Source organism: Caballeronia sp. LZ024, assembly GCF_031451455.1.
GTDB classification, from domain to species: Bacteria; Pseudomonadota; Gammaproteobacteria; order Burkholderiales; family Burkholderiaceae; genus Caballeronia; species Caballeronia telluris.
In genome coordinates this window covers 1,726,639-1,739,737 of record NZ_JARUXL010000001.1, presented here as the reverse complement: position 1 = coordinate 1,739,737, position 13,099 = coordinate 1,726,639, and the positions used below count along the sequence as shown (strand labels likewise).

Sequence of the window (13,099 nt, the reverse complement as noted above, 5' to 3'; positions counted from 1 at the left end):
GCGGCGTTCAGGCGAATCTCGCTGGCCGGTACGGCGCCGGATCGACGACCGGCGTCTCGCCGACGATCAGTTCCGCGATCAGACGCCCCGTCACGGGTCCGAGCGTCAGGCCGTGATGCGCGTGTCCGAAGTCGAACCATAAGCCCGCGTGCCGTCCCGCGGCACCGATGACCGGCCGCATGTCTGGCGTGCACGGGCGCAAACCGAGCCACGGTTTCTCGTCGAGTCTGCACCCGAGACCGAACACCGGCCGGGCGAGGCGTTCGGCGCGGTCCAGTTGGCCGTAGCTCGGCGGCGTCTCGCGACGCGAGTTCCACGCCGGTCGTGAGCCGCAGCCCGCGCTTCATCGGTGCCACGACGAAGCCGTTTTCAATATCGACGACCGGGCGATTCAGCGCGGCGTTTGCCGCGCCTTCGTAATGCATGTGATAGCCGCGCTTTGCCATCAGCGGGACGCGATACCCGAGCGGCCGCAACACATCGCCCGACCATACGCCGAGCGCGACGACGACCGTCGCGGCCTCGATCGCGCCGTCTTCGGTCTGCACGCGCCAGCCGTTGCCGCGCGTTTCGAGCGCTTCGAGCGTCGCGGCGTCGCCTCGCACGATGCGTCCGCCTTCGCGTTCGAGAAGCGCTGCGTAGCCCTTCGTGAGCGCGCCCGGGTCCGACACGCTGAGCGGATCGTGCCAGTGGACCGCGCCGGCATAGCCGGGCGCGAGCGAGGCTTCGGCACGTTGCAGCGCCGCGCTGTCGAGGATGTCGACGGCGAGTCCGTGCGTCGCCGCGAGCCGCTGCGCGCCACGCGCCGTGCGCTCGAACGAGGCCTGCGAGCGACACGCTTCGAGCCAGCCGGTCGGTCGCACGAGCGCGTGCAGGCCGGCGCGATCGATCAGCGCCTCGTGTTCCGCGACGCATCGCGAGACGAGCGGCAGCATGTCGCGCGCGGCGGCGGCGAGCTGCGCAGGCGCCGATTCCCGCCAGTAGCGCGCAAGCCACGGCGCGTAGGCGGGCAGCGAGCGCAGGTCGTAGCGCAGCGCTGTCGAACCGTTGCACGCGAAGCGCAGCACGGTGCGCCAGTCGCGCGGGAACGCGTAGGGCACGACCGACGATGCCTCGATCAGGCCTGCATTGCCGAAGCTGGTTTCTTCGCCGGGCGCGCGTTTGTCGACTAGCACGACGTCGCAGCCGCGCTGCCTCAGATGCAAGGCGGCGCTCACGCCGACGATGCCCGCGCCGAGCACGATCACGTTTTTCGTCATGACGTGCGGCTCAAGATGATTCCACGAGGGATTTCAGCGTCTTCAGGACATCCCCGAAATCGCCGGTGACCATCGGGCCGAATTCATCCTCGTCCGGACCGGTGATCTCAGTGCTGTACGTCACGCGGCTTTTGCCGGAAGACAGCGGAGAGATCTCGTGCAGCACCACGACGCGCGTGCCGTCCAGAATGGTTTCGTCGACGAAAGAGGCGTTCTCGTGAACGGCCAGAAGCCGGCTCGTGAACGTGTCCGCGCCGGGCACAGTCATGGAAAACGTCGTGCCGGTCACGAACGGTCCGTGAAGCTCGACGCGCTCGATACCGCTGTTCCATCGCGGCCAGCTCGCTACATCGCTGAGTAGCGCCCAGATGCGCTCAGGCTTTGCGGCGATTTCGATGCTCTCCTGATGTGCCCACATGCTTGGTCCTGGATGTCATTTGGAGAAAGTTCGTTTACCGGCATCACGTTCCACGCGCTCATTTTTGTCCAAGCACGCGGATGGTCGTGACCCCACGGCTGCCGATCAGGAGGATTCCAGATGAACGGTCCGAGCCTGAACGAACAGCGCCGGATCGAAGGCGTCCCTCAAGTGTGCTTCATCAGGAACACGGTGAGCAACCCCGACATCGTCATCGGCGACAAGCTCGTGATCGGCGGTTCGGCGCGCTCGCGGCCGTCGTTCCCAAAGATTAGGCGACGATCCCGCCTGTGGAACCGTCCACGGATAAGCCCGTAAAATTGCGTCCTCTGCCCACCATCGAGGTCCATGCCAGATGACGCATTCCCCCGTTCGCCGTGCATTGCTCGCCGCCGCCGCCTCCGTTCCGTTCGCCGGTGCCTGCACCGCGTGGCGCGTGGACCCGTCCGCGGCATCGCAACTGAAGGCGCTCGAAGCGGCATCGAACGGGCGCCTCGGCGTGGCGGCGCTCAATACCGGCGACGGCGCGATCGTCAACTATCGCGCGGACGAACGCTTCCCGTTTTGCAGCACGTTCAAGGTGCTGCTCGCGTCCGCGATTCTCACGCGCAGTGCGCACGAAGACGGTTTGCTCGACGAGCGCATCCGCTACACGCAAAGCGATCTCGTCAATTATTCGCCGGTGTCGGAGAAGCACGTCGCCGACGGCATGACGGTTTCCGAACTGTGCGCCGCCGCCATCCAGTACAGCGACAACTCGGCGGCGAACCTGCTGATCCGGCTGCTCGGCGGGCCGCCCGCGGTAACGGCGTTCGCGCGCTCGATCGGCGACGACGAGTTCCGCCTCGACCGCACGGAGACCGAGCTCAACACGGCGATTCCCGGCGATCTGCGCGACACGACGACGCCCGCCGCGATGCTTCGATCGCTTAAGCGGCTCGCGCTAGGCGATGCGCTCGGCGCACGCGAGCGCGACCAGCTTCAGGCGTGGATGCGCGGCAACACGACAGGCGACGCGCGCATTCGCGCAGGCGTGCCGCGCGACTGGCAAGTCGCCGACAAGACCGGCACGGGCGACTACGGCACCTCGAACGACGTCGCCGTGCTGTGGCCGCCATCGAAGGCGCCGATCGTCGTCGTGATCTACTTCACGCAACGCGAGCAGGATGCCAAGGCGCGCAGCGACGTGCTCGCATCGGCGACGAAGATCGTCGCGGGGAAGTTCGGCTGAGCGTGCGGCGCGCACCATCGATTGTTTCAAGCGCGCAGACCTGACCCCAAAACCGCACCGGTAAATCCTTTAGGCGAGACATGGTTAATCTTTATTGACCATCCGCGTGGCCGGTTTATCCTTGCCGATCGGCGCGCAAGACGCCTCGGCAACGGGTTGCATGGGACAAAGGAGACGCCGTGTACGTCAATCACGAAGTATTCAACGACGCAGACCGGCATGCGGCCTCGCTGCGCGGCTGGGACCAGCGCTACGACCAGATCGGGGCGGGCGCGTTCCAGAGCACGGTCAAGCAGGTCGCCGTAGAAGGCGTGCAGGTCTTTCAGGAGGCGGCGAACGTGCGCGTGGTCCAGCGCGGCGGCCTGCCGGCGGGTTACACCACGTTCGGACTCGCGCTCAACGGCAGCGCGCCTTTCACCTTTCGCGGCGTGAAGCTGGAGCAGGGCGCGATGGTCGTCGCGTCGGGGGCGAAGGAATTCACACTGCATTCGCCGGCGGACATGTCGCTCGTGGGGATTGCCATCGAACCGCGCGTGCTCGGCAGGGTCGCGGACGCCGCCGGCATCGACCTGGACGACGCGCTGTTCGACCGCGATGTCATCGACATTCCGCCTGCGGCCGGCATCCGGGCGGGCCGGCGCATGGTCGAGGCGCTCGAACGCGTGCTCGCGCAGCCGGAGCGCATCGCCGATCAGGACGGGCAGCGCCGCTTCGCGCAGGAAGTGGCCGAAGGCATCCTCGATCTCATCACCTATCATTTCCCCGACCAGACGAGCCGCCTCACGCAGGCCTGCCAGCACGAGATCGTGTGGCGCAGCCACGAACTCGTGCTCGCGCGCCCGGAGGAGCCGGTGTCGGTGCTCGATCTGTGCGCGGCGCTGCGTGTCTCCCGCCGCACGATTCAAAACAGCTTTCAGGCGGTCGCGCAGACGAATCCCGCGAATTACCTGCGCTCGATCCGCCTGATGGAGGTGCGGCGCCTTTTGCTCTCGACGCCTCAATGCGACGTCCCGGTTGCCGAAGCCGCGGCCCGATGGGGCTTCACGCATCTGGGCCATTTTGCGAGCGACTATCGCAATCAGTTCGGCGAACTGCCGTCGCAGACGGCTCGCCGTTCTTAAGCTTTTGCCGCCCAGCGAACGATTAGAACAGGCGTTCGCGGTCCTCTCTTTCACCCGTCTTTCGACTATCCCAAATCGGCAAGCACGCCTTGCCGTTCCCGGCGCGACCGCCGTTTTTCCTCGCCTTAGAGTCTGTCCCACGATAGACCTACGGAGGGGATACGATGAAACGCAGACGGCTGGCCGCCTCGATGGCGGCGGTGATGTCTGGTCTAGTGGCATGGCATCTGGCGAGCGCCGCCGAGAAGCCGGAAGAGCTGACCGTCGCCAAGGTTCCGCCCTATAGTCCGCACCAGATCTACGTGCCGGACATCTCGTTCGCGAGCATGACCGATGCGCGGGTGCATGTCTTCGATGCCGATGCCAACCGCTTCCTCGGCCAGATCGACGGCGGCTTTGCGCCGGGCTTCGCGATCTCGCCGGACCACAAGACGAGCTACATCGCGACCACGTATTTCGCGCGCGGCTCGCACGGCGATCGCACCGACGTCGTAGAGCTGATCGACAACACGACGCTCGCCGTCACCGGCGAAATCGCGATTCCGCCGAAGCACGGACAGCACGTGCCGTCGCCGTACAACACCGCGCTATCCGACGACGGCCACTTCCTCTATGTCGCGAACGTCACGCCGTCGACCTCGGTCACGGTGATCGACACGGCCGCGAAGAAGGTGCTCGGCGAAGTCGACACGGACGGCTGCGTGCTCGCGTATCCGAGCGGAAACAACCGCTTCTCGGCGATGTGCGAGAGCGGCAAGGCATTGACCATCACGCTCGATGCGAACGGCAAGGAAGCGAGCCGCAAGCTCTCCGACGCGTTCATCGACGTCGATCGCGATCCGGCGTTCATCAACGCCGCGCGCGAGGGCAACCAGTACTGGTTCCTCACCTACGAAGGCAGCGTGCGCACCGCCGATTTCTCGGGCGACGCGCCTGCGTTCGGCACGCCGTGGCCGCTCGTCAGCGCGCAGGAGAAGAAAGCGGGCTGGCGTCCGGGCGGTCTTCAGCAGATCGCGTTGCATGCCGGCACGCATCGCCTCTACGTCGCGATGCACAAGGGCGCCGACGGTTCGCACAAGGACCCGGCGACCGAAGTATGGGTCTTCGATACGTCGACGAAAAAGCGCATCGCGCGCTGGGATCTGGCGAAGCAGAAGATCGATCCGTTCCTCTCGATCCAGGTCAGCATCGACGACAAGCCGCTTTTCTACGGCCTCACGCCGACCTCCGATCTCGTCGTGATGGATGCGCAGACCGGCAAGCTGAAGCACGTCGAAAAACAGCTCGGCTCGACGTCGACGCTGCTCGTCAATCCTTGAGGTGGCCGCCATGCTCGATCCCGTCGTTCTCATGGTGTGCGTCGCGGCGGTCGCGATCGTCGTTTTGATCGGCGCGGCCGCGAAGCTGCGCGAGCCGGCGAAGTTCGGCGCGTCGCTTGTGGCTTACCGCCTGCTGCCGTCGTTCGTCGTCATGCCGATGGCCTACGCGGTGCCGTTGCTCGAAGCGCTAGGCGCAACCGGGCTGCTGTTCCCAGCGACGCGCAATGCTTCCGCCGTGCTCCTGATCGTGCTGTTCGCCGCGTTCGGCAGCGCGCTCGCCATCAACATCCTGCGCGGCAATACCGATATCGACTGCGGCTGCGCAGGCTTCGCTTCGGCCTCGCGCACGTCGGAGAAGCGCATCGGCTGGTGGCACGTGGCGCGTGTCGCGCTGCTCGGTGTCGCGGCAGCGGCGGCACTCGTCGCCCCGGACCCGCGCGCGATCGTCTGGTTCGACTACCTGACGGTTGGTGCCGGAACGCTCTTCGCCGTCGCCGCGACGCTCACGCTCGACGTGCTGCTCGCCAATCTTCCCAAGCTCGAACACTTAAGGAACTCATGATGCAAACCGCTCTGATCATTTCGACCGCGCTCTCCTGGGCCGCCTTGCTCGCGCTCGGCGCGATCTGCCTCGCGCTCGTGCGGCAGGTCGGCATCCTCTACGAACGCATGATGCCCGCGGGCGCCCTGATGATCGACAAGGGTCCGGCCGTCGGTGCCATCGCGCCTTCGTTCGAACTGCTGGATCTCGCCGGGCGCGCGGTGAAGGTGGGCGGCATCTCGCCGGCACGCCGCAGCACGCTTCTCTTTTTCCTCTCGCCGACTTGCCCCGTCTGCAAGAAGCTGCTGCCACTCCTGCCTTCGATTCAGGCGCGTGAAGGCGCGACCGATGTCGTCCTCGCAAGCGACGGCGACGTGACCGAGCACGCGGCGTTCTATCGAAAGACGGGTCTTCCGCAACTGCCTTACGTGCTGTCTCAGGAACTGGGCCTCGCATACCAGATCGGCAAGCTGCCTTACGCCGTGCTGCTCGACGACGAAGGCAAGGTGCGCGCGAAAGGGCTCGTCAATACGCGCGAGCATCTGGAGAGTCTTTTCGAGGCGAAGGAACGCGGCGTCGCATCGCTTCAGGAGTTCGTGCACGGCAGCGAGCATGCCGCTCATGGACACGATCATGAGCACGATCACGAACACGCCCGGCACGCGTAAGACGCGCGCTTTAACGATCCCACACGTGAACCAAGGACAGCGTCTATGAAATGGCTGGACTCATTTTTCGAACACTCGGCGCGCGGCGTCGCGCAGCGTTCCTCGCGGCGCAGCGCAATGGCGAAGCTCGGGAAGGTGCTGGTCGGATCGGCGGTCGTGCCGCTGTTGCCCGTCGATCGCACGGCTTACGCGGCCGAGCCGAAGAAGCCGGGTGCGTCGAAGACCGACGACCCGACGAGCTGCGATTACTGGAAATACTGCGCGATCGACGGCTGGCTGTGCAGTTGCTGTGGCGGCACGTCGAGCAGTTGCCCGCCAGGCACGACGGCATCGCCGATCACGTGGATCGGCACCTGCCGCAATCCGCACGACGGCTCCGACTACATCGTGTCGTACAACGATTGCTGCGGCAAGACTTCGTGCGGACGCTGCTTCTGCAATCGCAACGAACGCGAGAAGCCGCTCTACAAGCTCTCGCTGAACAACGACATCAACTGGTGCATGGCGAACGGCAACGCGAACTATCACTGTTCCGTGTCGGTCCTGCTCGGGGCGGCGAAGCAATGAAAGTCACCACTACGCTTATCGCGACCGCGCTCGCGTGCGGCGCTTCGCTCGCGCAGGCGCAGGCCGTGCAGTACGCAGGCGGCAAGGCGACCTTCGACGGCAAGTGCGTCGTCTGCCATCAGGCGGGCGGCAAGGGGATGGACGGGCTTGCGCCGCCACTGGTCGAATACCCGGGCAAGTACGCGGGCACCGACGAAGGCCGCAGGCATCTTGGACATACGGTGCTCTATGGCATGTTCGGGCCGATCAAGGTCAAGGACAAGAGCTACAACTTCAAGATGCCGTCGTTCTCTTCGATGTCCGATGCCGAGATTGCCGAGGTGCTCAACTATGTCGTGTTCGACCTGAATGCGCAGCACGGCAGCGCGAAGCCTTTCGACGCCGAACAGATCAAGGCGCTGCGGGCGAGCCCCGTCGTCGGCTCCGCGGTGCATGCGCAGCGCGAAGGCGTCGTGAAGAGTCTCGGGCTATGAAGCTGGCCGGCGTCGTTCTTCTTGCGGCGATGGCCCTGCACGCAGCGGCAGCGAGCGCCGAGGCATACGACGCCGTTCAGGCGAGGCAGGGCTGGGTGCTCAACTGCATGGGCTGCCACACGGCCGACGGTTCCGGCATTCCCGGCAAGGTGCCCGCGCTGCGCGAGTCGCTCGGGCATTTCGTCGGCATGCCGGAGGGGCGGGAGTTCGTGATGCGCGTACCGGGCGCATCGAACTCGGCGCTAAGCGATGCGGAACTCGCCAATGTTCTCAATTGGGTGCTTGCGACGATGAACGCGTCGTCGCGGCCTGTGGGTTTCAGGCCTTATACCGCTGAGGAGATTTCGACGCATCGGCGGCCCGCGCTTACTGATGTCGCTAAGACGCGCATGGGGCTCGTCAAGAAGCTTCAGGCCAATGGCATCACCACCGTGCCCGAGCGCTATTAGCAAGTGTTTAGATCGTTCTGGGTCCGCCGAAAGCGCAGGCGCTTAAAACGGTGTTCAAACAAAAGACCACCTCAAAGGAGACAAACATGACTGCCCGAAAACCCTACGCGATACTCGACAAAACCCGCGCATTCATCGCGGCCGAAAAGTGCATGTTGATCGACGGCACCTGGCACGCAAGCGCGAGCGGCGAAACGATCGACGTGACCAATCCCGCCGATGGCAGCGTACTGTGCCGCGTCCCGGCCGCGCACGAATCGGACGTCGACCGTGCGGTGCAGGCCGCGCGCCGCGCCTTCGACGATTCCGCCTGGTCGCGCATGAAGCCGAGCGACCGCGAGCGTCTCTTGCTGCGCGCCGCCGACGCCATCGAAGCCAACGCCCGCGAATTGGCCGAGCTCGAAGCGCTCGACAATGGAAAGCCGGTGGCGGTAGCCGAAGCACTCGACGTGTCGATGGCGGCGCATTGCTTTCGCTATATGGCCGGCTGGGCGACGAAGATCGAAGGCAGCACGGTCGATGCATCGATTCCATACAGCCCGTCCAATGCGTTCTTCGCCTACACGAGGAAAGAAGCGGTCGGTGTGGTCGGCGCGATCATTCCGTGGAATTTCCCGCTGCTGATGGCCGCATGGAAGCTCGCGCCCGCGCTCGCCGCCGGTTGCACCGTCGTGCTCAAACCCGCCGAAGACACGCCGCTTTCCGCGCTGCGTCTCGGCGAACTGCTGACCGAAACGGGCTTTCCGGCCGGCGTCGTCAACATTGTCACGGGCTACGGCAGGACCGCGGGCGCCGCGCTCGCCAGCCACCCGGGCCTCGACAAGATCGCCTTCACCGGCTCGACACCGACCGGCCGTGCCATCGGCCACGCCGCGCTCGACAACATGACGCGCATGTCGCTCGAACTGGGCGGCAAGTCGCCGGTGATCGTGCTGCCCGACGTCGATATCGACAAGGCCGCCGAAGGCGTCGCCAATGCGATCTTCTTCAACTCGGGACAAGTCTGCACTGCGGGCTCGCGCGTCTATGTGCACGACAAGGTGTTCGATCGCGTGATGGAACGCGTGGCCGCGATCGCGAAGTCGATGAAGATCGGCCCGGGCCTCGATCCGGCGACGCAGATCGGGCCGCTCGTCTCGGCGCGCCAGCTCGATCGCGTGCTCGGCTATATCGACGCAGGCCACACCGAAGGCGCGCGCGCGATCGCGGGCGGCAGGCGAGGCGAGGGCGCTGGCTTTTTCGTCGAGCCGACCGTGCTCGTCGATACCGATCATTCGATGCGCGTCGTGCGCGAGGAAATCTTCGGGCCGGTGCTGGTCGCGATGCGCTTCAAGGACACCGACGCGGTCATCGCGCAGGCGAACGACACGCCCTATGGCTTAGGCGCGAGCATCTGGTCGAACGATCTCTCGGCGGTGCACAAGCTGATTCCGCGCATCAGGGCGGGCACGGTGTGGGTCAACTGCCACTCGCTGCTCGACAACGCGATGCCCTTCGGCGGCTTCAAGCAGTCGGGCTTCGGACGCGAACTCGGCCGCGCCGCGATAGATATGTACACCGAAACGAAATCGGTGCTCATCAACCATGCGTGAGATCGGACCCATGAAGAAACGCTTGCTGGCCGCCGCGCTCCTTGGCGCCTCCACGTATGCATCGGCGCAGAGTTCGGTGACGCTCTACGGCACCGTCGATGCCGGCACCACCTACACGAGCAGCCAGCAGTTCACGCGCCCCGACGGCAGCATCGGCGCGGGTCACGGCTGGCAGATGACGGGCGGCAATCTGGTGCCGTCGCGCTACGGCCTGCAAGGCGTGGAAGACTTAGGCGGCGGACTGAAGGCCACCTTCATGCTGGAGAACAGCTTCTACACGGGCTCCGGCAACTTCGTGCAAAGCGGTTCGCTCTTTAACCGGCAGGCCTGGGTCGGGCTCGCGAAGGACGGCTATGGCACGCTGTCGTTCGGCCGCCAGTACGACTCGTACTCCGACTTCCTCGGGCCCTACGTGTCGAGCAACAACTGGGCGACGCTTTACGGCTCACACATCGGCGACGTCGACAACCTCAACGAAGCGTTCAACTTCAACAACGCGATCAAGTACGTGAGCCCGGACTGGCACGGCTTCACGCTCGGCGGCACGTTCAGCCTCGGCGGTGTCGCGGGCGATTTCGCGCAGAACCGCGGCTATTCGTTCGCGGCGACTTACGCGATGGCGCCGGTGTCGGTGAGCGCGGGCTATCTGAACCTGCAGAATCCACTCGATGCGGCGCTCGGCGGCAGCGCGGGCTATATCGGCGACTTCGCGTGCAGCAACGCGTCGGCGCTCTATTGCCAGTTGCAGAACGCCGACGCGCTGAAAGCCTGGGGCGCGGCGGCGTCCTACGCGATCGGGCCCGCGACGATCGCGCTCGCCTACACGCATAGCCTGCTCGATCACAGCCGCTACTTCGCGAGCGCCGCCGAGCCGATCGGCCGCAACATCGCGTTCGACATCGGCGAGATCAACCTGACGTATGCGCTGTCGCCGTTCCTGCAACTGGGCGCGGCGTACATCTACAACGTCGCGAAGCCGGACGGCGGTTCGTCGACGCGCTTTCATCAGGTGAACCTCGGCGCGAACTACGCGCTGTCCAAGCGCACCGCGCTCTATGGCATCGCGATCATGCAGAAGGCGACGGGCGCAGGCATCGGCGTCGATCCGGCGACGGGCGCGGCGGCGAACTACGCGCAGATTCCGAATCTGCCGAATTCGAACAACGACCGCCAGTTGTCGGTGACACTCGGCATCCGGCATAACTTCTGATGCGCCGCCGGCCCGCGCGGCAGGATGCGCGGGCCGGTCCTACACGACGAGCAGCACGACGCCGCACAGCACGAGCGCGGCGCTCCACACGAAGTCCGCGTTGATCCAGCCGGTGCGCAGAAAGCCGAGACCGCCGGCGCGCTCGTAGACGAACATGGAAATCGCCGCGATGACGGCGAGCATCGCGAGCGTATGGATCGCGAGGGCGAGCGCGCCGAGCGGCAGCGCATGCGCGAGCGCCCCCGATCCGGTCGATCCCGCCGCCGCGCACAGCGGCAACAGCGCGGGTATCAGCATGAACCCCGCGCCATGCGCACTCGACATCAGGAACGACCACAGCGCGAGTCCGGCGAGCCCGGTTCGCATCCCAACGACAGGTTTGCCGCGATGCCCGCGCACCGCGCACCATACGCCCCAGCCGATCAGCAGCACGCCGCACGCGCGGTTCAGATAGACGTGATCGACGAGCGAGCCGAGCGTGAGTGCGCCGCCCAGCACGAGCGCGACCGACGCCGCGTGGCCGATCGCGATCGGCACGAGCGAGATCAGCACGACGCGACGGCTATGCGCGTAAAGACCGAGCGCGACGGCGAAGAGCCAGCCCATCGCGGGATTGATGCCGTGAAAAGCGCCGAGCCCTGCGGCGGACAGCCAGAGCGTGGCCGATTGCGTCTCCATGAAGGCGGCGCTTACGGATAGCAGTACGAATCGGACGAGCAGTCGCCGCCTTGCAGACGGATCTGGTGCGGCCGGCGGCCCTTGGGCCAGTCGATGAAGAAATCCTTGTCGGCGGCGAGACCGCCCGCAGGATCGGCGTCGAGCTTGACCATCCAGCCTTCGATGCCTTTGGGATAGAACTGGTCGTCGATCGCGCCGTACAGCGAATTCGTGAAGTAGACCCGGCGCCCGTCGCGGCTCACTTCCACCATCTGCGGTCCGCCGTTGAGCGCGCCGTTCTTCGCGCCCGGATGCGTCTCGCGCGCCACGATCCCGCCGATGCGAATCTTGCCCGTCAACTTCGGTGCGAACGGATCGGAGACGTCGTATTGCAGCATGTCGCCGGTGCCCCAGCACGAGACGTAGAGAAAGCGGTCGTCCATCGACAGGTCGATGTCCGAGACGAGCGGCGGCACCGCGCCGAAGCCCTTGAGCATCGGCGGCAGCACGGAGGCGTCGGCGGGTTCGGCGGGGATGTCGATGATCTTCTTCACCGCCCACTTGTCCTTGTCGCGATACCACGTCCAGATCGACGACGACAGATCCTTCAGGCTGATCACGCAATTGACGAAGCCATACGGCTTGGTCGGATCGTGCGCGGGACGCAGTTCGAAAACGAGCTGGTATTCGTCGCCGAAGTCGATCTCCTGCACGTGTTTGCGGCGCGTGAAGTCCCAGAAGTGCAGTTTCCTGCCGTACTTCGCGCCGAGCAGGATCTCCGGGACGAGGCCGTTCTCGAACGTGTCAGGCGTGCCCCATTCGCTCGTGACGAGCGTGTCGTAGCCGAGATGCCACCAGCCGTCGTAGGCGAGCTGCTGCGGGCCGCGCTCGACTTCCCAGCGTCCGAGCGGATCGAAGCTCTGCTGGTCGAGCAGCATGATGCCGCCGGGCGCCTTGCCCTCCGCATTTCCGAGCGCGGTCACATAGATGCCGCCCGGGCCGCAGTGAACGGTGTGCGGACGCGTATAGCCGGTCTTCTCGGCGATCTCTTCGGGCTCGATCGTCTTGACGATCGTCAGGTTCCTCGGATCGGGCTTCGTGTCGACGATATGGATGCGCGACGAACGCAGCCCCGGCACGACCAGATAACGCCGCTCGACGTGCGGATGCGGCGCATTCGGGCACAGGCACGAGGAGCACGCGTTCCAGCCGAAGTGATGCAGTTCGTCGCCGGTGTTGGGCATCGCCAGTTCGCCGACGATCTGCGTGTAGGTGGCCGACTGCGGATCGACATCGACCACCGCGATGGCGTCGGGCTGCTGCCGGCCGGGATCGAAGGTTGCGACGTAGGCGAGCGTCTCGGGCGGCGCCTTGGCCGCCAGCCTCGGTGACGGGTAGAAGCTCGGGTCCGGTCTCCATGTCGCCATCGTGCGTCTCCCATGCGAGGTTTAGCCAAGTGGTGCTTGCACTATAGGACACCTTCTGCACACCTGTGGACCGCCCGCCCGATGCCGCAGCGCAGCGAAAGCGGCATCGCCCCTATGACATAAGCGATTCAATCACGGGAATCGAGCCGCAGCGATCGAAAGGGCGA

14 protein-coding genes and 1 pseudogene are annotated in these 13,099 nt (G+C 65.5%); 11 read left to right on the top strand and 4 right to left on the bottom strand.

Annotated elements, in window-relative coordinates:
• Nucleotides 1–7 precede the first annotated feature (7 nt).
• Nucleotides 8–1,259: pseudogene (locus tag QCE48_RS07995) on the bottom strand (NAD(P)/FAD-dependent oxidoreductase).
• 10 nt (nt 1,260–1,269) lie between these two features.
• Nucleotides 1,270–1,677, bottom strand: coding sequence for an SRPBCC family protein (locus QCE48_RS07990; RefSeq protein ID WP_309785329.1), 408 nt, complete (start codon nt 1,675–1,677; stop codon nt 1,270–1,272).
• Between the two features lie 120 nt (nt 1,678–1,797).
• On the opposite strand from QCE48_RS07990, the gene QCE48_RS07985 reads away from it, so the two are divergent.
• The 11 genes from QCE48_RS07985 (at nt 1,798) to QCE48_RS07935 (ending at nt 10,848) form a co-directional block, all read left to right on the top strand.
• On the top strand, nt 1,798–1,995 hold the full coding sequence (locus QCE48_RS07985) for a hypothetical protein (RefSeq protein WP_309785330.1): 198 nt from the start codon (nt 1,798–1,800) through the stop codon (nt 1,993–1,995).
• A gap of 37 nt (nt 1,996–2,032) precedes the next feature.
• A complete protein-coding gene (bla, locus tag QCE48_RS07980; RefSeq protein ID WP_309785331.1) occupies nt 2,033–2,908 on the top strand; it encodes a class A beta-lactamase in 876 nt (291 codons plus the stop codon).
• A 179-nt stretch (nt 2,909–3,087) separates the two neighbouring features.
• Entirely contained in the window at nt 3,088–4,029 is a 942-nt protein-coding gene (locus QCE48_RS07975) for a helix-turn-helix domain-containing protein (protein WP_309785332.1), read from the top strand.
• Between the two features lie 164 nt (nt 4,030–4,193).
• Nucleotides 4,194–5,348, top strand: coding sequence for an amine dehydrogenase large subunit (locus QCE48_RS07970; RefSeq protein WP_309785333.1), 1,155 nt, complete (start codon nt 4,194–4,196; stop codon nt 5,346–5,348).
• Nucleotides 5,349–5,358: 10 nt separating this feature from the next.
• Complete coding sequence (locus QCE48_RS07965; protein WP_309785334.1) at nt 5,359–5,910, top strand: MauE/DoxX family redox-associated membrane protein; 552 nt, start codon at nt 5,359–5,361, stop codon at nt 5,908–5,910.
• Nucleotides 5,907–6,557: a methylamine dehydrogenase accessory protein MauD gene (gene mauD / locus QCE48_RS07960; RefSeq protein ID WP_309785335.1), complete on the top strand. Its 651-nt coding sequence runs from the start codon at nt 5,907–5,909 to the stop codon at nt 6,555–6,557. The genes QCE48_RS07965 and mauD overlap by 4 nt, the downstream gene beginning before the upstream one ends.
• Before the next feature lie 45 nt (nt 6,558–6,602).
• A complete protein-coding gene (locus QCE48_RS07955) occupies nt 6,603–7,124 on the top strand; it encodes a methylamine dehydrogenase light chain (RefSeq protein ID WP_087631050.1) in 522 nt (173 codons plus the stop codon).
• Nucleotides 7,121–7,597: a cytochrome c gene (locus QCE48_RS07950; RefSeq protein ID WP_309785336.1), complete on the top strand. Its 477-nt coding sequence runs from the start codon at nt 7,121–7,123 to the stop codon at nt 7,595–7,597. Before QCE48_RS07955 ends, QCE48_RS07950 begins: the two co-directional genes overlap by 4 nt.
• Entirely contained in the window at nt 7,594–8,046 is a 453-nt protein-coding gene (locus tag QCE48_RS07945) for a cytochrome c (RefSeq protein ID WP_309785337.1), read from the top strand. The genes QCE48_RS07950 and QCE48_RS07945 overlap by 4 nt, the downstream gene beginning before the upstream one ends.
• Before the next feature lie 86 nt (nt 8,047–8,132).
• On the top strand, nt 8,133–9,638 hold the full coding sequence (locus QCE48_RS07940) for an aldehyde dehydrogenase family protein (RefSeq protein ID WP_309785338.1): 1,506 nt from the start codon (nt 8,133–8,135) through the stop codon (nt 9,636–9,638).
• A gap of 10 nt (nt 9,639–9,648) precedes the next feature.
• Nucleotides 9,649–10,848 carry a porin gene (locus QCE48_RS07935; RefSeq protein WP_309785339.1) on the top strand — a complete coding sequence of 400 codons (1,200 nt, stop codon included), beginning with the start codon at nt 9,649–9,651 and terminating at the stop codon, nt 10,846–10,848.
• A 39-nt stretch (nt 10,849–10,887) separates the two neighbouring features.
• On the opposite strand, the gene QCE48_RS07930 is transcribed toward QCE48_RS07935, so the two are convergent.
• A complete protein-coding gene (locus QCE48_RS07930) occupies nt 10,888–11,526 on the bottom strand; it encodes a hypothetical protein (protein WP_309785340.1) in 639 nt (212 codons plus the stop codon).
• An 11-nt stretch (nt 11,527–11,537) separates the two neighbouring features.
• Entirely contained in the window at nt 11,538–12,932 is a 1,395-nt protein-coding gene (locus QCE48_RS07925) for a selenium-binding family protein (RefSeq protein WP_309785341.1), read from the bottom strand.
• Nucleotides 12,933–13,099 lie beyond the last annotated feature (167 nt).